This window comes from Blastopirellula marina (genome assembly GCF_002967715.1).
GTDB classification, from domain to species: domain Bacteria; phylum Planctomycetota; class Planctomycetia; order Pirellulales; family Pirellulaceae; genus Bremerella; species Bremerella marina_B.
This window is the reverse complement of sequence record NZ_PUIA01000037.1, coordinates 282,277-308,225: the sequence shown is the minus strand read 5'-3', so window position 1 is coordinate 308,225 and position 25,949 is coordinate 282,277. Positions and strand designations below refer to the sequence as shown.

Sequence of the window (25,949 nt, the reverse complement as noted above, 5' to 3'; positions counted from 1 at the left end):
GATCATGCTTCCCGCACGCTGCACCTGTCTTGCCATCGTGTTGTTCACGGTAGGCTTCATATGCGCAGACGAGCCTTGGCAGCGTCATACAATCGACAACACCTCGCGCGGTGCCGACGGGGTACGACCGCACGACGTCAACGGCGATGGGCTGCCGGACTTGTGTACCGGGTGGGAAGAAGGAGGCATGATCCGCGCCTATCTGCATCCTGGACATGCCAACGTCAAACAGCCGTGGCCGGCCGTAACCGTCGGCGAGGTGAAAAGCCCCGAAGATGCCGTCTTCATGGACGTCAACGGCGACGGAGCGATGGACGTCGTCTCCTCGTGCGAGGGAAAGCAGCAAACAATCTTCACACACCTGGCTCCCACAAACCCAGACGAATATCTCAAACGCGAAGCGTGGACAACCAAACCAATCGCCAGCTCTGAAAACCAATCGCGCTGGATGTTCGCGCTCCCGTGGCAGATCGAAGCAGGCAAGCCTCTGGAATTCATCGCCGGCTCGAAATCACCCCACGGTGCCGTAGGAAGTTTCCGCCAGGACGACGCCGGCAGTTGGAATTGGCAGAAACTGACAGACGCAGGTTGGATCATGTCCCTTGTGTCCGAAGACATGAATCTGGACGGCCATCCCGATCTTCTCTTCAGCGATCGCAAAGGAAAACTCCGCGGCGTTTACTGGATCGACCTGGCCAGCGATTCACGGTCCCATACACCAAAGCTCATCGGCGGAACAAACCACGAAGTGATGTTCCTCGACGCGGCCGACCTCGACCAGGACGGACATCGCGACGTCGTCTGCACGACATATGGGGACACGATTCTGTGGTTTCGCCGCACCGGGCAAGACCCTGCTTTCAAGCAAGTCGAGATCCCCATGCCGGCCAACACCGGCACCGGTAAGTCGGTACGCGTCGCTGATGTGAATCTCGACGGACAAAACGATCTGGTCATTAGCTGCGGTAACGCCAGCAAAAAACACGGTGTGATGTGGATGCAGAAGAGGGAAGGGGAGTGGGTCGCCCATTTCATCAGCGGAGCGGAGGAAGGCATCAAGTTCGACTTGCTGCAGCTGATCGACCTGGATGGGGATGGCGACCTGGATGTGCTGACCTGCGAAGAACGCGACAACCTGGGAGTTATCTGGTACGAGAACCCAGCCCGTTAACGCAGTCCAGGAATTTTCGGAATGTTGACGTCATTCGGTTTTACGCCAGAGACATCGATCGATTTCCCGTCGTCGACCTGGAACTTCCTTGTTTCTGGCCAGTACTGAATCTTTCCGGCAGTCAGTGTCTGCCGCGAACCACCAATTCGCTGCTGATGGATCAACTGGGCCGCGTTACGGCCATTGCCGGTCATTGTCAGCAGATGCTTATCGGTCGAATAGCTGATTCGATCAGCCCAGGCACTGAACATCTTGCCTTGCACTTCACTGTTGCCCATCGCCAGGATCTCGCCCCCGGTTAGTCCCGACTGCGGATTATGTTGCACGACGGTCAGTTGATCGCAGCGGAGGGTCACGTCGGTGGCGTTCATGGCCACAGGGTTTTGCAAGTCGATCTCGTCATCCCATGACTTCACCGGGCCATAGAAAGCACGATCCACCTTGTGGAACGTAACCTCTTTGCGATGTACATTGCCACTGACATGACTGACGTAGTCGACACGCAGGAAGGTTAGCTGCTTCTCATCCGCTGGCTTCAGCGGAGCCGGCTGTCCGGGGATTTGCGCATTAGGACTTCCCATCATGACCGTCTTGGCGGTACCGGGACCTTGGGCCTGGATATCGCCGGTCTCTTGATTGATGGCCAGCGTCTTCCCTTCAAATTGATCGACCGACTTCAGCACGCCCAGTTCAACGTTGCGGTTATAAACCTGCACGCCACCAGAACACTCGACGCGTTTGGCACTCAACGTCTTGTTCGCCCCGGTATCGGTGAAGCTGATCGGTCGATTCAACGTGATCGTCAGACGTGCCGTGTTCAAATGGCTCTGACGCCCCTGAATTTTGACAGCCCGATCAAAGGTGATCTGATCGTGTTGGGCTTCGAGCCCTCCTTGCCACTGCACGTTGAAGTACTCTGGCACCGCCAGCTTGCGCCCCTGGAAATCGCGATCCAAAGGAAACTCAAGCGTTCCAGCGCCATCGGTCCAGATGCGACCTTGCAGTTGATTCACGCGAAGCCGACCACTTCGCATGACCAGGCCTCGCCCCGAGACTACCGCCGGTTCGCCGGTCACGTGGATCTCGGCATTGTTGTCCGCTGCATTGAGCAACTGCACCACGTTGCCGCGAACCATGAATGGATCGACCAGGCCTTCCCCCTCAGGCATCTCGGCCATTTGGACCTGCCCTGAGATTTGAGCCGAATCGAGATACGACTTCTCTCCGTCAAAGCGAACAACTAGTTGAATCGTTTCCCCAGAGAGGCGGAACCGAGTGGGTTTCTCGTCGGCCGTTTGCGGCTGAGCTGTCCCGCGCTGCGGAGGCCCGCCGGCAGCCGGTGCTCCTGGTGCAGGTCCCAGCGGAAGTTTGCCCGGCTCATTTCCCTGGGCAACTTGCGGCGGGTCGAACTGAAACCACGCCTTGATCTCGTTCGTGCGGCCAACCAGTTGCGGCGTGTCGATTGCGATACGTCCGATCCCATGCAATCGGCTGGGGATCAGCTTTTGCTTCTTCTCACCCGGCGGAGTCACGTCTTGCAGAAAGACGAATAGCTTGTCGCCGGAGATCTGTCCCTTCTTGTCGCCCGAGACCGTCGCGTTTCCTTCCACCGCCACGGCATATTCGCCGTTCTGCGGCTCGATCCGAAACTGATCCTGCCACGACAGGCGGCTTAATTCGGTCGGCTCTTGATCGTTCAGGTTCCCCGTGAAGACTCCGGGCCCGGCCGACCACACGCGACCTAAGTGGCTTGGCTTGTCCCCCAGTTCGTACATCAGGTGGGGCGATTCACAGCGATACTTATCTTTGGTCAAGATCGCGTTGGGGCTGCCTTTGACTTCGATTCGTTTCTTGATCAGGTCATAAATCAGCTGGCCACCTTCGGCATGGGCTGAAACACTGGTGGCCGACAGACGAAACGGACTTCCCACGGCAACCAGTCGCTGCATTTTCAGCTTGGCCGCGTGTTCTTCGGAATCTCCCTCTTGTTCGGCTGCAGCGGTTTGCTCAGCCGGAGCATCGGGGGCCTCTTTCTGGAAGTGAACCTCCAACAGATCGGCTTCCAGTTGATCTGTCACGCCTGAGGCCACCAGGCGGCGTACCTGGACTTGATCGCGGAAGGTCGCCACGCGGTGCGAACCATCGAACACGAACGGTCCCAGGCAGCGAATCTCGACCGGAGCCGACGCATACATCTGGCTCGATTGTTCGCGCAGGCCGGGCATCTCAGCCGCGTTACCCAGTAGCCCGCGACCTTCGGTTGAAAGAACGATCCGGTCGACGTGTACCAATTCCAAAATCGAAAGGCCTGAGATGTTCGGTCCTTTCTGCTGACCACGGTTCGGACCTTCTTCGAACTGGGCGATCAGGTGACGTCCGCTTCCCTGGTGCTTGCCCATCTGGAACTGGACATCTCGCTTCGTTTCAATTCGATTGGAAGCCAGCATGACGTCCGAGGTCAGCACGTTCAGGGGCTCGTGATGCCCATCGGCGCTCTTACGTGTGATCTGCACGTTGCCCAGCAGTTGGCCGCCAACCAGGTCGCCAATCTTGCCGAACGCCAGGTTCAATTCCGAGAATTGCAAGATGGCCTTATCGGCATTGAGCACCACCACCGGTCGATCCCACTTGTCTTGTTCGGTATCGGTCTCGAAGGCAATGATCGTTAGTGGTTCGAGTTCTAGCTGGTTCTCGCCCACTTCGCGAAAGTCTTTCATCAAGAGCATGATATTGTTGCTCTCGAGTACTTTCGTCGAACCCAATTGCCAGCTGCGTGGCGAGAAGTAGAGTGCCAGCTTTTGCTTCTGTTGTCCGAGAAAGCCGACCGTCGCAATTGCAGGTTTGTCGATCTCTTTGATCGTCGGTTCGATCCACGGGACGAACGTCATCTGATAGCCAACGGCGATGCCCACCATCACGGCAAACACGACCACCACGCGCACCGCTTGCCCGATGAGCGTGGGAGGTTGCCAGGTGTCTTGTTCAATGGCTGCCGTCAAAGTTCGCTTCCGTGCTTAATAGGTGTGAATAATGTCGTTCCAGACTTTCTTCGCTTTGAGGATCATCTCGATCACCTCGCGAATCGCCCCTTTGCCGCCTGGGGTCTTGGTCACATAGTCGGCCGCTTCCTTGACCTCTTCCACCGCATCGGCGACGGCAATCCCCAGCCCTGCCAGGCGGATCGCCCCGAGGTCGATCAAGTCGTCTCCTACGAATGCCAACTGTTGGGGCTCGAGATTGAACTTCTTGAGCACCTCTTGAGCCACCGTTCCTTTGTCGGTGATGCCCTGTCGGACGATGTCCAAGTTCAACTCTTGCGCTCGCAGGCGCACGACCTGCGAGTTTCGTCCGGTGATCACGCCGCATTTGAAACCGGCTTGTCGCCACAGCTTGAAGCCGAGCCCATCCCGAATATGGAACTGCTTCGACTCGACTCCCTCGTTGTTCAGTATCACTCCGCCATCGGTCAGCACGCCGTCGACATCGGTCAACAGCAGTTCGACTGCCTGGCAACGCTGTTCCAGATTCATCTACGCCCCTCGCTCGTCTTGGTTCGGATAACGGATTTTCAGTGTGGGCCGCACGGCTGGCTCCTCGACCTCGCAAGGAATCTGGCCCACCATATCCGTCACATCCAACATACCAAGTGGACGCCCCTGGGCATCAATGACCGGCAATTCGCTGATCTTTTCGTTCGCCAGACGATGCAGGGCCGCTTGAAAGCGGGTGCCAGCGGTGGTTGTCTTGGGACATTTCGTCATGACGGTCGCGATTGATGCATTGATATCGACCAGGTCGTCTCGCTCGAACAAGCGTGCCAGGTCGCTATCGGTAAAGATGCCAGACAAGCGTCCCTCGGCATCGATCAGCATGACAGCTCCGGTGCGACGTCCGTTCACACGAACCTTCTGAAAAACTTCGCGAATCGTAAGCTGATCGGAGGCCACGCGGCACTGAGCCAGTGGACGCATCTTTTCTTCCACAAACGCCAGCTTCCGTCCCAGGCTGCCGCCGGGGTGATAGCGGGCAAAGTCTTCCGGGCGAAATCCACGGTGCTCGCTCACCGTAATTGCCAGGGCATCCCCCAGGGCAAGCATCGCTGCCGTACTGGCCGTCGGTGCCAGGTTCAGCGGACAGGCTTCGATAATGCCCCCGAGTTCCAGTACCACAGAAGCTGCTTTGCCGAGGGTGTTTTCTGCCGAGGAGGTCATCGCGATGAGAGTCGCCCCCAGTCCTCGTAGAATGGGCAACAGCCGGACGATCTCTTCCGTTTCGCCACTTTGCGAAAGTATGAGCACAATGTCTTGTTGGCCGACGCGGCCAAGATCTCCGTGAATCGCTTCGGCCGGGTGCAAGAAATGGCTACGGGTACCGGTCGATGCGAATGTGGCCGCCAACTTCGTTCCGACATGGCCTGCTTTGCCAATCCCACTGACAATCACATCGCCACGGCAATTCAGGATCATCTCGACGGCGCTGGCAAAACGATCATCCAGCGCCTGGGCAACGCGCAGCATCACGTCGGCTTCGTGCCGAATGGCCGCCTGCCCTTGCTCGATCCAGCGAGCCCGAGGCGCGACGATGTCGTCCTTGCGAATGGGAGAACTCATGACGCGTGTCTTCCTTGACTTGGTCATTGATAGCGTGACTTGGGCTTACGGAGATTTCCCAAGCGGGGCGATTCTACGGGTTTTCTTGAAATGCCTCAACAGAAACCATGCCGGATGAATTTGACTCATTTTGAGACAAAGAGTCTCAGATCGACAGCACGCAAGAAATATTAGTCAAGTTCGATGCGAAATTTTTTGCGGTAAGAAGTATAGTGACAGTAACAGCTTATATCGAGTAAAGCGGTCATCAGGGCAAATAGTTCGAATCTGGCTTGAGGTTTGCAGTGTTTAACCTTTTGGCAGAAGAGGCGAACTACTCGCTGCACGCGCGCGTCAAAGTAGATTGCGACCCCCCTCGCATGCCTAACCGATTTGAGGGAACGATCGATGATTGAGCTATCCAAGTTAGGTCCGTTTGCCCTGGAAAACCGCCTCGGCAACGACCCCGACAGCCATGTATTTCATGGCTTCCATTTAAAACAGAAACGCCAAGCGGTCGTTTGCATTCTGCCCGAACGATACGCTGATAATCCCCGGGCACGGCGACGGCTTGAGAAGCGTAGCCGGCAGCTTCAGAAGCTGAACCATCCCAACATCGTGCGCTACCACGGTGCCGGAATCGATCAGGGGATTCCGTTCTTTGCTCTCGACTTTGTCGATGGCATCAGCCTTCAGCAGTATCTCGAACAGCATGGTCCCCTTCCGTGGGAAACCGTGGTCGAGATTGGGTTGCAGGTTTGTGCTGCCCTGGCAGCCGCTCACCACATGAACATCCATCACTTGGACGTTCGCCCTGCACATATCTTGCTTTCCGGAGCCGGTCTGACCGATCCGCGCAAGCCACTCACGGTTCAGCTGACCAGTTTCTGGGCCGATCCGCGCTGGCGACGCTCGTCGCTGCTGCTGTTCCCCAAGGATCGCCAGCAATACCTGTCTCCGGAGCAGTTCGAGGATCCTCAGTACGTCGACGACGCCACCGATATCTTCTCGCTGGGGTGCGTCTTCTACGAAATGATCACCGGCAAGCTGCCGTTCAATCCACTCGCCTCTGGCGACGAGCGCTGGAAGCTGCCAGATCGACCCGCGTCGCTGGAACTCGATTGCCCTGTGTGGCTCGATCGGGTTGTGATGCGGATGATCGAAGTGATGCCAGATCGCCGACCGCCAGATATCGATTCCGTTGCCGCAGGCCTGCGTGAATCGCAGGATGCCGTCGCACGTGGCATGAGCGCGATCGAGCATGCTCTGGTCGGTAACAATGGACGCGAGAGCATCATCGACATCGGTATTGATCGCAGCGAAGCGGAACGCCTGCTGCACAAACCCAGCAACCTGGAACGGGGTTCGTTCTTTAACAGCCGAATCTTCCTTGGGCTGGCGCTGATTGTCGTCATCGGTGCGATGGTGTGGCTGCTGAGGCCTCTCAACGACAAGCAGCTTCACGACCGAGCCGAACCGTTAATGCTCACCGAAGACACCACCAAATGGCGTGAAGCCGAAGACAGCTATATTAAGCCGCTGCTGGAGCGTTACCCTGACAGCGAGTACGCCGACGAAGCGCAGAACTGGCTCGACATGATTCAAATGGAACGTGCCGAGGCTCGTCTGGCGATCAGCCTGCGAATGGGTCGCGAGTTCCGCAGCGATGCCGAGCGTCGCCTGGCGAACGCACGCGGCTTGGAAGAGAACGGCAATCACCTGGGGGCCTGGCATCAGTACGACATGATCCTGGAAGAACTGCCGGAGACGGTCGACAACCATCCCTACCATTTGATCGCCAAGAAAGAAATCAGTCGGCTCCAGCTTCTGCGTGTCACTGGTAAGGTACAGAACTCGTCGCTGAATGACTTCGTCCTTAAGGCTGAGGAGCTGATTGTCTCAGGCGATGTGAAAAAGGGACGCGAGATTTTCCGTCGCGTAATCTCGTTGTATCAAGAGTCGCCTGATGGTGCCGGAGCCGTCGAACTCGCCAAGTCCGAGCTAGCCAAACCGATCGCGATGCCTTCGGCGAAAGAAGCAACCGCAGCCAAGCCCAAAGTAGCTTTGGAAACGGAGAGCAAGCAGGAAGTTCGCAAGCCGGAACTGAATACGACAGAAGCACCGGCGGAGGCCGCACCGTCGACGCCAGCTCCGACGAACACGCCTGCTGAGAAGCCCGAAGCTTCCACGAGCGAAATCGACCTATCCGAAACCGCTTCGCCAGAAGCAGGCCCAATCGAGGCGGCTCCCGTAAAGCGAGCTCCTCTGTTTCCTGTAAACCCGAACTTCTCGGGCGATTCGAACGAGTTTTAAGCGCAAGTCCGCTAGTCGATAATTCCCAGGTAAAGGCCTGTCGAAACCCGTTTTCGGCAGGCCTTTGGCTTTTCTGTCGGCTGTAGCGATTCTAACGAGAAGCCCCCTCTCTCTAGCGTGGGGAACCGTAACCATCTAGCAGCCCCGATTCGTTTCTCGGCATAGGTTTCAAGTAAGCCAGACTACGTTCCGACAGCGGAACGTTCACCGCTATTCGCCCCCAGGTTAGGACTACGCTGGAATGCTTCGCGTTTTGGAAATCAACGAGCCGCAAGATCTCTCGTACGTGCGATGCAATTGGCATCGACTGTGGGAATCGACGCAGGGCGCGACATTCTTTCAAACGATCGAGTGGCTTCAAATCTATTGGAAGCACTTCGGCGAAGGTAAACACCTTCGCGTTCTGCTGGTCCTCGATGGCCAACAACTGGTAGGCGTTGTTCCGTTGGTGGTGATCAAAGAACCGACGCGTCTGGGCAAGGTCCGCGTGCTCACGTACCCACTTGCCGACTGGGGAACACACTTCAGCGTGCTGGCCGAAAACCCGCTGCAAACCCTCGGGCGAGCGCTGCAACACATCCAAGATACGCCGCGCAACTGGGATATGATCGATCTCCGTTGGCTGGCCGAAGAAGACCTTGAACTGAACCTGACCAGCGACGCTATGTCGGAAGCAGGCTACAACCCCAGTCCCGGCGTCTGGACCGAAACGGTCTTCGTCGATTTTGAAGGGACCTGGGACGACTACCTTCGTTCGCGCAGCCCCAAGCTGCGTAGCGATATTCGACGAAAGCTGAAGAAATACGACCTGACCGGTCGCGTTCACCTGGAACGATATCGTCCAAAGGGGAAAGCAGCCAACGATTGCGATCCTCGCTGGGACTTATACGAGCAAGCAACTGCGATCGCCGAAAAAAGCTGGCAGGGACACTCGACAACCGGAACCACCATTTCCCATCGTCCGATTCGCCGATACATCAAAGACTGTCACATCGCGGCAACCGAGTTGGGCATGCTGGATCTGGCCATGCTTTATCTCGACGGTAATCCCATCGGCTTTTGTTACAACTACTGCTCAGACGGCCACGTCTTTGGCCTGCGGCGCGGCGATTCGCCTGAGGCTCGCGAACATGGACTCGGTACGGTACTGACTGCCGCGCTAATCCGCGATAGTTTCGAGCGTGGGGACAAGACGCTCGACATGGGACCAGGCTCCTTCGAAGCAAAGCGACGCTGGATGACACGCATCGCAACCGTTGGCCGCATGACCCATTATCCGATGCTAGCACCACGGGCCCAGATTCTTCGCCTGAAGCATTGGTTACAGTCCTGCCGAGACCGCAAGACGGGGCGCCTGCGAACGGCGTTGGAAGAAAAACAATCGCCTGCTTGAGATCGGCAAATCCAAGAACTTGGATAGAAAGTGCTATCAGAAGTCACTTAACTTCTAAATGATTTGCCTACAAATCAATTACGAATTCTTTATCCCAAGAAACGAAACACGGCCGAAAGTCTTTACTACCACGAGGTAATCAGGGGCTTTCGACCGTCGCGCTTCGTTGGATTATGTGTCTGACGGTTGAGCTTCCGTCGGGCATCTTCCTTTCAGAGAGTGAACTCTGAAAGGTTCATTTTGCTTTGCTATTAAGGAGTTCGCAGTAAGGCTTCCAAATTGTTCCCGATCTGCGAAAAATATTTCGCCTTTTTTTAGGCGACCAATTCCTTAATAACCTTACCGCCATTGGCGATCTTCATCGGACGTCCGCTCTTGCTGGTGAACGTCGTATCGAGCGAGATACCCATCGCACGGCAAACGGTAGCCATCAGGTCTTCCGAGCTGTACGGTTCGGTTTCAACACGGGTACCGTCCGAGCTGGTTGCACCCACGGCGATACCGCCGTTGATACCACCACCACCGACGACCGTGCTCCAGCTGCGAGCCCAGTGATCACGGCCGGTGTTGCCGTTGATGCGTGGGGTACGGCTGAATTCACCCATCCACACAATCGTGGTGCTTTCCAGCAGACCGCGTTGCTTCAGGTCGGTGACCAGAGCACTCATCGCACGGTCGAGAACCGGCAGCTTGTTGTCCGACAGCGTATTGAAGATGTTCTGGTGGTTGTCCCAACCGCCCAGGTCCACTTCGATGAATGGAACGCCAGCTTCGACCAAACGGCGAGCCAGCAAGCAACCACGACCGAAGCCATCGTTACCGTACAGTTCCTTCATGGCTTCCGGTTCTTCGTTGACCTTGAAGGCCTTCATCTGATCGCTGGTCATCAGTTTGACCGTCTTGTCCAGAATCTTGGCATGATCCAAAGCAGCTGGACCGCGATTCTGGTTGACGAAGCCACCTTCGATCAAACGCAGCATTTCCAGGCGGCTTTGCAGGGTTTCATCCCCCCAGCCCTTCATACCCAGGTTACGAACCTGGCCACTGCTGCTGACGGTGAATGGAGCCCACGACATACCCAGGAAGCCTGGGCCGACGCTGCCACCACCAACCGAAACGAACGGTGGGATTTCCAGTTCGTTGTGGTCGCTGGCCAGTTCGTGGGCGATCACCGAACCGTAGCTTGGGTGTTCGATGTTTGGGTTTGGCACGTAGCCGGTGTGCATGTAGTAACGGCCACGACCGTGATCCGCTTCGCGGGTGCTCATCGAGCGAACAACCGAGAGGTTGTCCATAACCTTAGCGGTCAGCGGCATGTGCTCGCTGATCTGCAGGTCACCCTTGGTGCTGATCGGACGGAAAGGGCCACCGGTGTTGGTGCCAGGCTTAAGATCCCAGATATCCATCGTGCTAGGACCACCACCCATCCAAAGCATGATGCAGCTCTTGCCACGCTTCTTCAGATCTTGAGCGTTGGCCTGGATCGCGCTACCCATCATCAACGAGGGAGCGATCATGGCCGATGCGCCGGCCATGTGCGACATGAAGTGACGTCGGGTCATCCCCTGTGGTGCAAAACTCATAATAAAGTCCTTACTTGATGCGCCCGACGACTCGGGCCAGCGGTGTTGTTACTGGATCGAAGTACGTCGAAAATTAGTGATTCAAAATGAACTCGTTGCTATTCAGGAGAGCCCAGAAGACGTCTTGCATCGCCTTGGCCATATCTCCCTTATGAACACCAATGAGGTAGTTCGCAGCTTGCAGCTCGTTTCGCGTGGGGCGGCGAGCTATGGTTGCCATATACAGGTGATTGATTGCTTCCTTGCCATCGCGGCCTTCGGCGGCCATGCGGTGGATGAAGCTACCTTGTTTGGTGCTGACGGCGTCCATCACCAGGTCGCCGTTGAACATCATCAAAGCTTGAGGAATGGTACCGTTGAAGGTCGTCGCTTCGTCCCCTTCGTCGGTTCCGAAAGCGGTGACGAACTGCTGCATCCATTCGCTCTTCTTCTTTTCCTGAGCTTCGTAGTTGCCGCGTGTCTTGTGGGCTTCCGTAGCGACCAACAATGATTCGTACAGCTGTTCGGCCTGCATCTGACGCAGGTAGAAGTGGCTGAACTTCGGTGGTTCACCAACGGTCGGATCGTCCAGGGCGTTCCCCTTGGTGATCTTGCTGGAAAGACCATAAGCTTCGCTCAAGGTAATCCAACGGATCAGATCCTTCAGATTGAAGCTGTTACCGCGAACTTCGGTACCCAGGTAGGTGACCAGCTCGGGATGGGTTGGACGGTTGTGCGGTCCCATGTCGTCGACAGGCTTGGTGAAACCGTAACCAAGGAAGTGTCCCCAGTAACGGTTGGCGATCGCTTCCGGCAGACTTTCGGAATCGATCATGAACTTTGCCAGTTCATCGCGACGGTTGACTTCTGCAACGCGACCACTGGTCGGGATCTTCTGGCCATCCAGGAACTCAGGGTAAGCGACCTTCAGCAGGCCGTTACGCAGTTCGTAGTAAATTTCGGCATTGTTGATGTTGCGGCCTTCGCCCATGAAGTCGACGTTGTTGAGCGTCATCGCTCGCATGTTGTCGTCGCCACCGGCTGGCATTTCACCACGTTGGGCACGCGTTTGACGGAAGAAGGCGTTCATGTTCCAGAACTTCTCTTGCTTCCATTCGTTGAACGGGTGGTTGTGGCACTGGGTGCACTGAACCTGCATCCCAAGGAAGATCTGGGCGGTCTTGGCAGTAGCCTGGACGCCGTCTTCTTCCAGCTTGTCCATATAGAAGTTAACGGCCCCGTTGAAGTTGGGCATGCCAGGCGTGTTAGCACCGGTGGCCGTTACCAACTCTTTGACCATCTGGTCGTAGGGCTTGTTGCGGGCAAAGCTATCCCGCAGATACTTCTGCATCCCCGGGCGGCTGATTTGCGAGTTGTTGTCGGTACCGCCGTTGCGACCGATCAGGACGTTGGTCCAAATGGTGGTCCAGTTGCGGGCATATTCTTCGGCGTACTGTTCGTCGAACAGCAGCTTGTCGACCAGGTTCTTTTTACGTTCCTTGCTGCGATCACGCTGGAACTCGTTCAGTTCGTCGACCGACGGCACTCGTCCCAGCACGTCGAGAAACAAGCGACGGGCCCAAACGGTATCGACTTCTTCCGGCGAGGGCGAAATTCCATAGTCTTCCCAACCGAGACGGATCTTCTCGTTAATCGTGGCAACTTGAGGGATGCCATAATCTTCCGCTTTATCTGCGGCATTCAGGCCCGCGGCCAATGCGAGCACAAAGCCGAACGTAACGGGAACAAACTGCCATCGCGACATGGGGATACCTCTCTGCGACTAAAAATGGACGGCGAAAAGCCCTCGTGCGTAACGAGTTAGGTTCGTCCATCGTGAGCTACTATCCTGACAAGACATTCGGGGAATGCCGTAACTCCACCTGGATAAACGTGTCTGCACTATGAATGTACTCGGCGAATTTCTGGAATCAGACCGATTTCTGCGAGTTTTTCTCGCCGACGGACAAGATGCGGGCCTATCTCTATTATTCTACGAAATTCGATTAGATTATTCCGACCCACGAAATCTGCGACTTTTTATCCTGAATTTTCTTTTTTCGGTTTGGTATCGCATTTCGCGGCACCTGCACCCCCACGCGGGGCGTATCAGAATTGCACATTGTTCAATTTCGCAACGTGCAAAATAAAACAGGCGAGTCGTCTCTGTTAAACGAACTCGCCTGTCCTATTTCGTGTGGAAGGGGGAGATCCTTCCAACTCAAGCCTCTTATCATCCTTTCGGAACGACCTTAACCCAATGCCTCTAAAGGATTAAGGCCAAAAACCGGTGTGCCTCTTCTTAATACCGGCCCCTGTTATCCAGGATCCTCTTCTCTGTTCCGACCCTGTCTCAGCTCCGTTAGGATGCTAGACATATATGCAACACTCGTGCCAAAAGAAATTACTTACGCGTTGGCGACGTCAGTTCCATGATTCCGACGAAAATTCCAGTCACCAAGCCTGCTTTTCATTCCCAATGCCCCAAACCCACTCTTTCGTGGGGGCCACAGAACCTTTACCGACGATCGGGGTTTCTTTGGTTGTGCCCCAGGATGATTGCTCCTTGTGATGATAAATCCGAAGCGGACGCGACAGACGGTAGCCTGCCTAGGGATCAGGCTGCTAGTTTTTGCCGATGCCAATCCCTAGACTGAATTTCAAGGCGCTCCATGCGCCTTGGATTGTCCTTGTCACGTCGGCTCGCGGAGAAGAAGCTTTGTCGATTTCGGAATCGACTGCCCGAAGATACGAACTGCAAGATCCGGATGTCCGGCTCATGCTGTTGGTGCGCGATGACGACGCCGCGGCGTTCGAAGAGCTTATGCTCCGCTACCAACGCCGAGTCGTCACCGTCTTGGAACACTTAGTGGGGAAGCGAGATCTGGCCGAAGACCTTGCCCAGGATGTCTTTATGCGCGTGTACCGCTCGCGCAAGTCGTACGTCCCAGGCTCACGGTTCTCGACCTGGCTTTTCACCATTGTGAATAACGTGGCCAGCAATGCCCGCCGCAGTCTGGCCCGCCGTAAGGAAGTCCAGGTCACCAACGCCGCCGAACAATCGGGTAGCCAGCCGGCCAATCCCATGGAGCGAATCGCCACGGCTGCCAGCGGCATGATGCCGACCCGGCAACTCGATAAATCAGAAATGGGTTCGATCGTCCGTCAGGCCGTCGAGTCCCTCAACGAGCGACAACGGATGGCCGTGTTGCTCTCGAAGTTTGAAGAGATGAGCTACGCCGACATCGCCGAAACGATGGGCATGTCGGTTCAGGCCATCAAATCGTTGCTGTCCCGCGCCCGGGCCAACCTGAAAGAAGCCCTGCAACCTTACTTACAAGAAGGAACCGTCCCCTAAGCATCCTGTTTGACAATCCCTCCAGTCCCCTCTCTCTCTTCCCACAGGGAGAAGAGAGAGAGGGGACTGGAGACCATCAAACATCAAGGAACATTAGTGGATCAAGCGGGCAAGTCCCGCAATCTAGCGACGTAGCCATGACCGATCCCACTGCACATCCCGACACGAAGACCGAGGTAGACGAGCTGCTGGCCGCCTATCTCGACAACGAGCTTACCGAAACGGAACGCTCGCTGGTCGAAACTCGCCTGGCCGAGGACGAATCGTTCCGCAGCCGGCTCGACGAACTCGATCGCGCATGGGATATGCTCGACGCACTGCCCAAAGCCGATCTCGACGACGAAAAGTTCGTCCGCACCACGGTCGAGATGATCACCGTCGCCGCTTCGCAAGAGATTCAAGCCTACGAGCAGCAGCGCAAACGCACCGCACTGGCTCGCCAGGTTGGCATCGCCCTGGGAATTGTGGCTTTGGTTGGCATGGGTTATATGCTCACCCAGTGGCGACTCGGTCGCCCCGATCGCGTGCTGGTCGAGAACCTGCCGGTGATCGAGAACGTTGACGAGTTGGAACGGGTCGACAATATCGAGTTCCTCGAAGCCCTGCGGAAAGAAGGCCTATTCACAGGAGAGACCAGCGATGAATCGTAACGCTCTCTCCGCCGCAACGGTCGTTGCCCTGGTGATGGTGACCGCCCTGATCGGCCACTCGCAGGAAACAACCTCCGAGCGTGTTGCCCGTATCGAAGTCATGTCGGCCGCCGACAAGTCGGAACTGCGGCTGAAGCTGGAACGCTTCGAGAAGCTTCCCACCGACGAACGCAATCGGCGAATCGCGTTGAACGAGGCACTCGACGAGCATGCCGAAGGGGACCAACTGCGCGAGGTGATGCACCGCTATTACGACTGGCTGAAGACGATCAGTTCGGTCGAGCGTCTGAAGCTGCAAGAGCTTCCGCCGGAAGAGCGTATCACCGAGATCAAACGCATTATCGCGACGCAAGAGCGTAAGCAGTTTGAAGAGTTCACGCGCGACGCGTTCCGCGACATCAAACCCAAGCGAGAAGACTTCCAGGCCATTCGCACCTGGTTCGACCAGTGGCTCAGTGCCCACAAAATGGAGATCCTCGCCAACGAGTCGAAGCTCTACGAACGCGTGCCTTGGCTGAAGGATCGCCTGGAAGATGCCTCCGACGACCGCAAGCTGTTCGTCATCTGGGTGTGGATGTTCCGCGTGCCGGATGTCAAAGCGATCATGCCGTCGGACCAAGACTTCCAGCAGCTTGCCGCTCAGCTAGACAAAGAAACCCAAAGCAAACTGCAATCGGAACCGCCAGATCGCCAGCGCGGACTGCTGGCCGCGTTGATGCAGGCCGCCGTCTTCTCGCACTTCCAAAGCCGCGTGGACGATGACGAACTGCAGAAGTTCTATCGCAAGCTGCCTGAGAAACGGCAGGCCGAACTGGCCGCACTGCCGCCAGAGCGATTCGACTCGGAACTGCGCCGCGAGTACATGCGCGAGAACGGTACCCGCTTCTTCGGTGGTCGTCCGCCGGGACCGCCGTGGGATCGAGACCGTGATGATCGCCGAGGCGACGGCAGAGGCCCCGACGATCGTGGACCCGATGGACGCGGACCCGAAGGGCGGGGCGATCGCGGACCAGGCGGTCCTCCTCTAGGTGGTGGTATGCGTGGCGAACGAGGACCACGTCCACCAGAATTCGACGGCCCACCACCGATGCGTGACGGGGAATTCGGGGCACCACCCAAGCGCCCAGACGTACCGGCACCGAAGCCGCAGGACGAAGTGTAGGCTGCCTGACAATTGACGATATGCGTCAGTAATAAAACCGCACCTCGGGGAACTTCTGCTTAAACTGTTCGCCGGCTGTGTGCGTGATCTGGTGGTACACCCGCAGGCGTTCCAGGTTCTCGCCGGGGGCGGCATACCTCAGGTACTCGTCGGTGATCTTTGCATCCTGAAACTTGAGGGACGTCAGATAGTTACTTCCAACCAGTTGCTGGAAGCTCCACTGATTGACGAATGTGTCGTAGACGTACAGCCGCGTGAGCCGCTGCATGTCTGCAGGAAACACCAGGTTGCCGCTGTCTTCCAGCACGCAGTCGCTGATGCGGACGTAGTACAGTCGATCGAGAGAGCCGAGCTCCGAAAGGCTCGCCCCTTCGAACTTGCACTGACAAAAGTACAACCGCTCGAGCGAAGTAAGATGCTTCAGGAAAGCGAGGTTCCCTGCAGGGAATTGGCAGTCTTCCAGCGAAAGGCGCGTCAGATGCTCGAGCTTGCCCATCTGCCGAACACTACGCGGCGTGAGCTTGCCGCCGTGGATTTCCAACTCGACCAGTCGCGGAAGATAAGCGACCGCGGCCAGTTCTTCCGCGCCAGGCTCGAACAGTTCCAGTTCACAGTAAGTCCCTGCGACCGACTCCCAAACTTTCAGATCGTGCCCCTTAACACGCATCAACGAGATCGCATGCTGCTGTTTTTCCAGTGGGGAAGGATCGCCTGCAAAGGCCGCCCGGCCTCCGCCAACGATCACACAAATTACGATCAATCGAACCAAGAAGAGAGACATCACCCAGGTCTCCGGTTTGCCATGAGCACGCCAGGAAGGGCCGGCCGAAACGTAGTGGGGTGGCCGGTCGATGTCTGTTTGTTATGGCAACCGAAGCCAAAGCTGGCAAGGAAAATCGCTCCATTCACAATGTCTCTATATTCGACTCTTCTTGTAGCTTTAGTCGTAACGTGTTGCGACATGCCCAACGAACGTCGGGACGCAAGTGCTTAAGCCACGTCGGGTTCGTTTCCTTTCGCGCCAGGGCATACAGGGCCAAAGCGTAACCCAGCATATTCATCGAAAGGTATCCGCTGCGTGACAGACTCGACCCGCCGCCGACCGACTTCTGGCGAATCACCGAGTTGGCTCGTAAGATCCCCAGGCCAAAGAAGACAGTCGTTAAATCGGTAAGTGGCTCGTTGTCAGGTGCTTCCGCCCAGATGCGTTCTTCCCCCAGAAGACGCACGTGGCCAAGCTCGTGCGCCATAGTCGAGACAATCCCCAGTGGGTCGTCGATGGCGTCCGTATTGATCCGAATGTCGTAGAAGTCCCAGTCTTCCGATTCGTTGTACGTGCCCAGCGATCCCTCGCGTGCCATCCCTTCAATCGGAGCCGGCCCTTCGCTGTAGAAAGTCACCCGCACGTAATCGGGATCGACATCCATATGCTCGGCAACCACCAGCAGAATCTGGTGGACATCATCTTCGGTGCCGTGCCACTGGCTGGGGAAGAACTCGGTCGTCGGCAAGACAGTCGTTGCCCGTCGTAGCCGCTGGATGCCGAACTCTTCGATCAACCACTCAAAGCGTTCTTCCAGCCACTGGCGTTCCTCGTCATTCACGGGACACACAGGGGCAGAGGAAAAGATCGATCGCAACCACTCGAACATCGCAAGACTCGCGATAGCATGAAGAAGGAGAACCGCCAGATACAAAAAAATCCCGGTGGGGCATGATTATGTCTCACCGGGATTCGAGAGTCTATGAAGTCGATCGGAAAACTACTTGCTGCCAGCCTTCGAGGCCAGGCTTTCCAGGTAGCTCACCAGGTCGGCCAGTTCCTGCACAGTGGCTTCGTTGGCCAGACCGACCGGCATGATCGAGATATCGTCCTTTTTCTGGCCGAGGATGTCGTCCGGATTCAGCGTGATCTCGTTCCCCTGATTATCGCGGATGACGATCTTCTCGGGACCTTCGAAGGTGATGAAGCCCGACAGCAGACGCCCGTCTTCCATTTGGAAGATGTTCGTCACAAAGCCTTGGGCCAGCGACTTGCTCGGCAGGACGATCGCTTCAGTTAGCTGATCCCGCTTGTAGGTCTTGGCAACCTGCGGCAGGTAAGGGCCGCGTGGCGTTTCGTTCGGATCGACCGTGTGGCACTTGTTACAGGTCATCTTGGCGAAGAGCTGTTCGCCGCGAGCCTTGTCCCCCTTCATGCCGACCACCATCTTGATGACCTCGGTCGGATCGATGGTGCCCACCTTGGGACCGGTCGGCTGGTTCATCTCGGCCTTCAGATTCCAGGCCGCAGCCACCTTGCCGGCAGCCGAAGCGACTTCGACACTCTTGCTGTTGAGTAGCCCGCGGACTTTATCTTCCAGCTTACGATCGTTGACGATCATCGCAGCCTGAAGCAGCTGCACCTGGCGGGCCGGGTCGTTCCAGCCTGCTTCCAGTGAGCTCTTCACGGTGCTTTCCACCTCAGGCGAAAGCTTCTTCTGCTGCGACAGGGTCAACAGACCCGCCTCGGCCCAAACCGCCTGCCCGGTGGTTGGCGTCTTGGCGAGAGCCTCCAGCACACCGATCTGGCGGCTGAGCTGATCCTTGTTCTGGAAGTCGCTTAATGCCTTCTTGAACGGGGCACCGCCAGCGTCAGCTGCGTGCAGCTTCGTCAGGCCGACCAATGCCGCTTTCACGGTTTCCGCGTCGGTGCTGCGGAGCAGGGCAGTGACGGCCTGACCGCGGACTTCTGCTTCGGTCCCATCGGCCGTGGCGGTCGACTTCAGCAGGCCAATCGCTTCGCCAGGCAGTTCGCTGGACGAAGCAATCATGTTGACTGCCGCGGCGGCAAACTGAGGATCGTTGGCCGCTTTCTCCAAAGCCAGACGCAGCGTGCCGTCGAGCTCAACACGATGCCGCTGAAGCTGCTTCAGCAGGAACGCCGACTCCTGGCTATCGGCCGAAGCCAACGTGCTACGAAGCACGCCGCCGATCTTATCGGACTGCTCCCACTTCTCTGGCTGGTAATATGGACCCCGCGTATCAGGCCGCGTCCCCCAGCTGTTCCCCTTCCACTCGCCGTCGACGAAGTAGAGCCGGCACAGAGCGGTCAGCAGACCTTCGCGACGCGAGGCCGAGCCTTCCTTGGCCAGACGCTCGATCAAACCATCCACCACTTCGGGCTTGTGCATCCGCTGCAGGGCGAACAGAGCGAATTGACGTTTACGCTCGCTAGCCGTGCGGCCGTCGATGATCGCAAACATCGCCTCGTGATCTCCAAGATTCGCAACGGCACGAAACGCCGTGTGGCGAAGTACTGGATCGTCGGAACCTAAGAACGTAGCTGCTCCGCCAGCTCGTTCATTCTGATGATTTCGTGTTGCCTCAGGTGGCGTAAGTCGACCTTTGGCAATGATGGCTTCCAAAACCATTCGTGGATTCTTGCTGTTGAACTGTTCTTCCGCCAATTGTTCGATCTTCCCCCGAGTATTCAAATTCAACCGAGGGCTGCCGGTAGCGACATAATCAGACAAGGCCCGAATAACGAGTGGCCCGACATCGCTATTCGATAGCAAGGGAATGAACCTATCAAAGGCATCGTTGAGCGTGACTTGCTTTTCCGCTGCATCCATTTTGAGAAGCAATTGCGTTGCAAGATAGATCGCCGCGACGCGTGTTTCCACGGACGGCTTCTTGCGATCAAGCTCCTGGCCATTGGCAATATTCGTTGCTTTCAGGAACGTTTTTGCTCCAAGCTCAGCCCCTTTTTCGTTGCCGAAATTGCAGCGGGCAATCAACTCGCGCTGAGCCGCCAAGCGTCGACGATGGCTCTCCGAGTACAGCATTGCGAACAATTCGTCTTCGCTCGCTTCACGCAGATTCGGCATCGCCTCGGCCTGGTATCCCTTCGGCTTTACCTGCACCAGGTAACCGACGTTCTCGCCGTTGTAGGTGAAGGTCGCACCCTTCCAGCTCGCAGCGTAAATGTTGCTGTTGGCGTCGACGTCCAGGTCGGTCACGCGCGGGATGCCCAAAAACTCTTCCTGGTTGACCTCGAAGGTCGCTCCTTTGCGGGCTGGGTTGTGGCGATAGATCCAGCTGCGGCCCCAGTCGGCCGTGTACAGGGCATTGCCGTAACCTTCGGGGAAGCCTGGTTCGTCCATGTAGAGCGCACCACACCCCGAACCACCGCCGTAGTCGGCCAGGGGCTGGACGATCTCTTCGCCGAAGTTCATGTACAGGCGAGGATAACCGTGGTCTTCCAGGCCGCTGAAGTGATGCAGGCGAATATCCCAGCCGCCGCCGTCGTTCGTGTTGTCACGCGTGAAGGCGTTCATCAGCGGGTCGACCGCCACTTCCAGGATGTTACGCGTACCGTTGCTGTAGACTTCCATGTTCGAGCCGTCGGGACGAACACGCAGCACGCCACCACCACGCATCTGCAGCTTACGCCCGTCGGCCCCTTCGGCTTCCATGAAACCAAAGTCGCCAATCGCCAGGTACAACCAGCCATCGATCCCGAGGGTCACGCCGTTGGACGTATGGTCGGCCGGGCGATCCTTGAAAGTGAACGCGAGGTTCTTGATCAGAATCTCTTGCTTGTCGCTGCGGCCGTCTCCATCTTCGTCGATGAACGCACTCAGATGCGGCGGGTGCAGCACGTACAGCCGGTCGCGATCCCACACAATCCCGCGCGGCGAGTCGACATCCGGCACGAACAGCTTCACTTCATCGGCCTTGCCGTCGCCGTCGGTGTCTCGCAAACGATGGATCGCACCACGCTTCAGTTCGCGATCGAGCGAACCATTTTTATCAACCGAAACGTAAACGTCCCCTTCGGGCGAAGCGGCCACAAAGACGGGGTAATTCACCGCTGGCGGGGCCGCGAAGACCGTTGTCTCGAACCCTTCAGGCACCTTCACTTCGGCCAGGGTGTTGGCGTCTTCGTCCTCTTTGGCTTTCTCCGGAGCGACTTCGACCATCTCCTTACCCAACAGACGCAGTTCGCGAATCGAAGCCCAGCCGCCGTGCTGGCTACCTACGGCATTAACGCGGATGTAACGGAAACCGCCTGAGACGAATTCAAAGTCGTGCTTGTTGTCGTTCTTCTTCGACTGGTCGACGATCGTCATCCAGGTCTTACCGTCGGCACTGCCGTCGATCGTGTATTGGTAGACGCCTCCTTCCGATTCCCAGTCGATCTGCGCGCCGCGCAGTTCCTTAGGCTCGCCCAGGTCGACTTCCAGCCACTGTGGGTAACTGGCACCACTAGCACACCAGCGGGTTGCCTTGTCGCCATCGCAAGCATTCTTGGCGAAGTTGTTCTTGCCGGTCTCTTCGCTCGATGCCTTGGCCGGCTTGTTCAGTGCCAGGTTCACGGGAACCAGCTTCGGAGCGGAATCGACTGGCTTCAGGTACTGGTCATTCAGCTTATCGCAGGCCCACAGCGTGCCGCGGGTCAGCATGTTCAGGAAGGTATCGGCCTCCATCGTTTCGTTGTGATGACCCAGCGTGGTGCCGAAAACCCTGGCATCGCCGTACTGGTTCGTCCAGATGCACGCGTGCTCGTCCCCTTGGTTCAGTTCCTTGGAAGCTCCTAGCACGTGCGTGTTTTCCCACACCTTGGCGATGTGATAGAGCTCGCCTTGCGGGTTGGCCCAGGCAGGGCCGAAGCCTTCCATGATCGGATGGTTTGCGTCGTAGTTGTAAACGGCATGGGGGTAATGGGCTCCATGACGGTGCGAAGTCACGCCGCAGAACTTGAACCACTGATCGGTCCCATCGCGGTAGCAGTGCATCGCACAGTGAATCACGACGCCTGGCAGCCCTTCCTGGTGTGGCTTCAAAACGCGAGCCGTCCACGCTGGATCTTTCACCGCGGCGAAGCATTCGTTGTGCAGAACGATGTCGTAACCTTCGGCCCAGTTTGGATTCTGATAGAGCGGAATCTTGGTATCGGTGGTGCTGCCCCCTTCGTGGACGACAGTCACCTCGATGTGAGCCCTGGCTTCGAGCCCTTCTTTGATGATGTTCTTTTGCGTCTGGTAATCGTGGCAGCAACCACCAGTCACCAGTAACGCTTTAATCGGCTTTGGGGCATCGGCGGCCCAAAGGGAAGCCGGCACCAGGCAAAGCGTGACCACAGACAAAACGCGGGCAAAAAGCGAGCGAGGGAATGTCATCTAGGAAAAACCTACTTGCTTTAGAAGTTTTCGGGGGAGGGAATGTGGGGAGAGGGTCCACGTTTACTATAGTTCATCCGGCCTGAAGCGGAACCCGCGCGGCCGACAAGATGTCACGTGAGATTGAGATAATTCTCTCTATTTCAGCCGAAAACAAGCCAATCTGACGCTGAATCCCCTCTGCAGGAGATCACGAACCAGACGCCCCAGCTGCGTGAATCGGCTGGCCGGTAAAGACACTCAGAAGCAAGTAGATTGCTAGTGCCAGCCCCAGGAAGGTGACCACCGCCGAAACCCAGATGGCCAGGTGCATACTGTAATTGGCCGGCCGCTGCTCGAGGGTCATCACGCGAATGAAACCGCTGTGCTGCCAGGCCGAGATGCCAATGAGCGTGGCTCCTAAAAGTACAAAGCCAATTCCGATCAGCGAAGAGAACAGCGGCGGACTGATATCGACCCCAGGGTTACGCAGCATCCGCAGGAAGAGCCCAAAGCGAGCCACCAGAAAGCCCACCCCAATCACGGCCAGCCCCGTCCGCAGCCACGCGAGCATGGTACGCTCGGCGGCAAAGAAGACACGCGGATCGGAAGGGGGCAACGGCTTTTGTTCTTCAGTGCTCATGAAGAACGATTCTGACCGGTGCGCAGCGAATGTTCAATCATCATGCCAAAGAAGCAGTCAGGACGTTTTATGTTAGCCCCGAAGGAGCGACTCTCACTCTAACCCTCTCCCTGTAGGGACGAGGGGACAAGAGAATTGCTAAGCCGACTTGGCCATCTCGTTGTGGCTGGTCGTCGTTTCGACTTGCCGCGACTCAGGCTGCTTGGCTGGCTCGCTCTTGCGATTCATCAGCCGACCGCACCGTTGCCACAGATCGAGAAACGCGTGGGTGAACGAGGTCTCGTTCGTTTGGTGATACGGCGAGCCTTCAGGCAGCTGTTCGATCAAGCGGCGGTGTGCTTCCGGCATCGCGTGGTACGGCAACGAGGGAAACATGTGATGTAAGGCATGGAAGCGTGTTCCGATCGGAGCCCAGATCTGAGTTACCCACTTGTTGCCAGGAAAATTGACCGAGTCCAACAGCTGTTCCAGGAAGGTCATTTCCCCTTCGTGATTGTGCCAGCGATGGGCGACCAGTGTACGCAGGGCGTTGAGCGTCAAGATAAACACCCCGGTGCAGTAAGCCTGAACCAGGAACGGATAAGGATATCCACCCACGGTCAACGCACCGATCAGCACGCCCAGGCACCAGAGAAAGCACAAGCCTTCCTGTAGTCGAATCAATCGCATCGCCTGCTTGGTTGGCAGCGGACGAATGTACTTCGGATCGATCACCATCGACGAAGCATGCTGGAATGCCCAGTCGCGGAAGCGCGGACTGATCCAGGTCAGCGGCGTGAGCACCAGGAAGCGGAAGACGGCCAGAAAAGGAACGACAAAGCTGGATGCCAAAAAGGCGAAGATCTGCCAGCGTCCTTCGTATTCAATCGGGAGGTACTCGCCATCCATGTCGGTGCCGTAGTGTTTGCGGCGATGATGGTCGAGGTGCGTATAATAAACAAACGAAGGCATCAAAAACGGAATGCCCACAAGCAGGTTCCACGTGACGCGAAAGGCCGTCATGGTGCCGGTACGAAGATGAACCAGTTCGTGAATGAACATCGCCAAGCGGTAGAACAGGGCACTGCTGATCACGAAGAACAACGCCTGCTGCCAGCTGAACAATTCGCTTTGACGAACCATTCGAAAGCAAACCAGGCCGACCGAAAAGCTCAGCAGAAAGTCGGTCCAGTAGATCCATGGCTTTGGTTGGAACAAGTCGCCGATCGACTTGCGGGCCTCGGCCATCGAGAAATCGTCGGTCTTATTACAGTGCAAAGGAGCTTGCAATGATTTGTCGGAGGTGTCGCTCATGGCTGTATCGAGTCGTTGCCGGGTTCGCGGTATGAGTCAGTCCGTCCATGAAGTGGGATTTCTTCCTATGCATCAAAATCGGCTGTGGCGATGGGGCGGGTTCCGCCAATTATTCAGGCTCGGTCAAGTTTCCGGCGGAAGGAGGGTAAGGGATGACGATTACATCAACCCAGAGAGGTGAGTACTCATACCTCTAGCTTAATTTATGGAATTCCAACTACCCACCCTTCCAAGACAGTAATTTCTGCCTAAATTATCGAGATTGCCGTAAAATTTCGCAAATGGCGAATTCGCCATTGCAGGGCCGATCTAGGGAAGGGCAGGGCCTACCGATATAACAACAAAGAAATCTTTCGCGATCGCTTCAGGAAAGCCAAGCTTACGGATGCAGTCCCAAGTCGAAGTCGTAATTACTGGTAATGGGGTAGTGAGCCCCATCGGAATTGGCAACGAGGCCGTCTGGGACAGCCTTATGGCCGGCAAGTCTGGGATTGCGCCTTTCTCTGTCTTTCCCATGCCTGACTATCCAGTCACCTTTGGGGGTGAGCTCAAGGATTTCGACGGCAAGAAGTACGTCAAACCGCGCAAGGCCCTGAAGGTCATGTGCCGCGAAATCCAAACCGGATTCGCCGCGGCCGCGCTGGCCATGGATCAGGCAGGGCTCGAACCTGGCAGCATCGACCCCGATCGCCTAGGTGTCGTCTACGGCAGCGAGATGATGTACAGCGACTTCGAAGACCTCCGGGCCGCTTACGATCAATGCATCGAAGAAGGGTGGTACCAGCACGATCGCTGGGGTCCTTCAGCGATGAGCGAAACCAACCCGTTGTGGATGCTGAAGTACCTGCCCAACATGCCGGCCTGTCATGTGGGGATCTACTACGACGGTCGCGGCCACAACAACACCATCTGCCTGGAAGAAGCCAGCGCGATCAACGCCGTGGCCGAGGCTTTAGCCCACCTGCGTCGCGGCACGATGGACTGCATGATCGCTGGTGCGACCGGCTCGCGTCTGAATTTGAACGTTCTTCTTTATCGCGGCGACGCGCTCCTTTCGCACCGCAACGACGCTCCGGAGAAGGCCTCGCGTCCGTTTGAAAAGGATCGCGATGGTTCGGTCAGCAGCGAAGCCGCCGCGTCCATGGTCTTGGAAACACGCGAGAAAGCGGAAGCTCGCGGTGCGAACATTCTGGGCAAAGTTCTCGGTGCGTCCTCGACATTTGGTCGCGTGACCGCCGATGCCCCGGTTTGCCCGACGGCAGTTGCCAATTGCATTACCGCGACACTTCGTGACTCGGGCATCACCAAAGACGATCTGGCGTGCATCGTCTCGCACGGCTCTGGCAACATCGCCGACGACCCGCTCGAAGCCGCCGGCATTAAAGCCGCGCTGCCTGGCGTGCCGGTCGCCGCATTCAAGAGCTATTACGGCAACAGTGGTTCCGCGAGCGGAGCACTCGACGCCGGCGTGGCGCTGTTGGCCCTCCAGCACGGCAAGGTCCCGGCCACGCTGAACTACGACACGCCGGATCCTGCGTGCGATATCCCTGTCATCCACGGCCAGCCGCTGGATATCGATAAGCCTGCGATCCTGGTTCTCAGCCATACCCGCAAAGGGCAATGTGCGGCGATGGTGGTTGCCAAAGCGTAGTCCATGGCCTCCATCAACGGG

General features: G+C 57.0%; 17 protein-coding genes. 7 read left to right on the top strand and 10 right to left on the bottom strand.

From position 1 onward, the window contains the following. The first annotated feature begins 4 nt into the window (after positions 1 to 4). Positions 5 to 1,171, top strand: a complete 1,167-nt coding sequence (locus C5Y96_RS13160; protein WP_105353991.1) for an FG-GAP repeat domain-containing protein — start codon at positions 5 to 7, stop codon at positions 1,169 to 1,171. Here the strand turns inward: C5Y96_RS13160 and C5Y96_RS13155 are convergent. Genes C5Y96_RS13155 through C5Y96_RS13145 form a run of 3 tightly spaced genes read right to left on the bottom strand, consistent with a single transcriptional unit; the run spans position 1,168 to position 5,781 of the window. Then, positions 1,168 to 4,170, bottom strand: a complete 3,003-nt coding sequence (locus tag C5Y96_RS13155) for a hypothetical protein (RefSeq protein WP_105353988.1) — start codon at positions 4,168 to 4,170, stop codon at positions 1,168 to 1,170. The two genes, C5Y96_RS13160 and C5Y96_RS13155, sit on opposite strands and share 4 nt — an antisense overlap. A 15-nt stretch (positions 4,171 to 4,185) precedes the next feature. Further along, a complete protein-coding gene (locus C5Y96_RS13150; protein WP_105353985.1) occupies positions 4,186 to 4,701 on the bottom strand; it encodes a KdsC family phosphatase in 516 nt (171 codons plus the stop codon). After that, positions 4,702 to 5,781 carry an SIS domain-containing protein gene (locus C5Y96_RS13145; protein WP_105353982.1) on the bottom strand — a complete coding sequence of 360 codons (1,080 nt, stop codon included), beginning with the start codon at positions 5,779 to 5,781 and terminating at the stop codon, positions 4,702 to 4,704. A gap of 387 nt (positions 5,782 to 6,168) precedes the next feature. On the opposite strand from C5Y96_RS13145, the gene C5Y96_RS13140 reads away from it, so the two are divergent. Both C5Y96_RS13140 and C5Y96_RS13135 read left to right on the top strand, forming a co-directional pair. Next, the gene (locus C5Y96_RS13140) at positions 6,169 to 8,073 is read left to right on the top strand and encodes a serine/threonine protein kinase (RefSeq protein WP_105353979.1); all 1,905 of its coding nucleotides are present in this window, start codon (positions 6,169 to 6,171) and stop codon (positions 8,071 to 8,073) included. A 241-nt stretch (positions 8,074 to 8,314) separates the two neighbouring features. Beyond that, entirely contained in the window at positions 8,315 to 9,466 is a 1,152-nt protein-coding gene (locus C5Y96_RS13135) for a GNAT family N-acetyltransferase (protein WP_105353977.1), read from the top strand. Positions 9,467 to 9,780: 314 nt separating this feature from the next. On the opposite strand, the gene C5Y96_RS13130 is transcribed toward C5Y96_RS13135, so the two are convergent. Continuing rightward, positions 9,781 to 11,049 (bottom strand): DUF1501 domain-containing protein, encoded by a 1,269-nt coding sequence (locus tag C5Y96_RS13130; RefSeq protein ID WP_105353974.1) that lies wholly within the window; start codon positions 11,047 to 11,049, stop codon positions 9,781 to 9,783. 73 nt (positions 11,050 to 11,122) lie between these two features. Continuing rightward, on the bottom strand, positions 11,123 to 12,793 hold the full coding sequence (locus tag C5Y96_RS13125; RefSeq protein WP_105353972.1) for a DUF1549 domain-containing protein: 1,671 nt from the start codon (positions 12,791 to 12,793) through the stop codon (positions 11,123 to 11,125). A gap of 954 nt (positions 12,794 to 13,747) precedes the next feature. On the opposite strand from C5Y96_RS13125, the gene C5Y96_RS13120 reads away from it, so the two are divergent. From C5Y96_RS13120 to C5Y96_RS27605, 3 genes are all read left to right on the top strand, one after another. Then, positions 13,748 to 14,386: an RNA polymerase sigma factor gene (locus C5Y96_RS13120; RefSeq protein WP_105354328.1), complete on the top strand. Its 639-nt coding sequence runs from the start codon at positions 13,748 to 13,750 to the stop codon at positions 14,384 to 14,386. A 137-nt stretch (positions 14,387 to 14,523) separates the two neighbouring features. Next, on the top strand, positions 14,524 to 15,036 hold the full coding sequence (locus C5Y96_RS13115; RefSeq protein WP_105353969.1) for an anti-sigma factor family protein: 513 nt from the start codon (positions 14,524 to 14,526) through the stop codon (positions 15,034 to 15,036). Then, positions 15,026 to 16,198 carry a hypothetical protein gene (locus tag C5Y96_RS27605; protein WP_199188696.1) on the top strand — a complete coding sequence of 391 codons (1,173 nt, stop codon included), beginning with the start codon at positions 15,026 to 15,028 and terminating at the stop codon, positions 16,196 to 16,198. The genes C5Y96_RS13115 and C5Y96_RS27605 overlap by 11 nt, the downstream gene beginning before the upstream one ends. Positions 16,199 to 16,223: 25 nt before the next feature. Here C5Y96_RS27605 and C5Y96_RS13105 read toward each other — a convergent pair whose 3' ends face one another. The 5 genes from C5Y96_RS13105 to C5Y96_RS13085 form a co-directional block, all read right to left on the bottom strand. Further along, positions 16,224 to 16,979 carry a hypothetical protein gene (locus C5Y96_RS13105; protein WP_105353966.1) on the bottom strand — a complete coding sequence of 252 codons (756 nt, stop codon included), beginning with the start codon at positions 16,977 to 16,979 and terminating at the stop codon, positions 16,224 to 16,226. Between the two features lie 124 nt (positions 16,980 to 17,103). Further along, positions 17,104 to 17,850 carry a hypothetical protein gene (locus tag C5Y96_RS13100; RefSeq protein ID WP_105353963.1) on the bottom strand — a complete coding sequence of 249 codons (747 nt, stop codon included), beginning with the start codon at positions 17,848 to 17,850 and terminating at the stop codon, positions 17,104 to 17,106. A gap of 111 nt (positions 17,851 to 17,961) precedes the next feature. Beyond that, positions 17,962 to 22,362, bottom strand: a complete 4,401-nt coding sequence (locus C5Y96_RS13095; protein ID WP_105353960.1) for a discoidin domain-containing protein — start codon at positions 22,360 to 22,362, stop codon at positions 17,962 to 17,964. A gap of 190 nt (positions 22,363 to 22,552) precedes the next feature. Next, positions 22,553 to 22,984 carry a YidH family protein gene (locus C5Y96_RS13090; protein ID WP_105353958.1) on the bottom strand — a complete coding sequence of 144 codons (432 nt, stop codon included), beginning with the start codon at positions 22,982 to 22,984 and terminating at the stop codon, positions 22,553 to 22,555. 138 nt (positions 22,985 to 23,122) lie between these two features. Continuing rightward, the gene (locus tag C5Y96_RS13085; RefSeq protein ID WP_105353955.1) at positions 23,123 to 24,277 is read right to left on the bottom strand and encodes a fatty acid desaturase family protein; all 1,155 of its coding nucleotides are present in this window, start codon (positions 24,275 to 24,277) and stop codon (positions 23,123 to 23,125) included. A 385-nt stretch (positions 24,278 to 24,662) separates the two neighbouring features. Here C5Y96_RS13085 and C5Y96_RS13080 point away from each other — a divergent pair, with 385 nt between their 5' ends. After that, entirely contained in the window at positions 24,663 to 25,928 is a 1,266-nt protein-coding gene (locus C5Y96_RS13080; protein WP_105353953.1) for a beta-ketoacyl-[acyl-carrier-protein] synthase family protein, read from the top strand. Positions 25,929 to 25,949 lie beyond the last annotated feature (21 nt).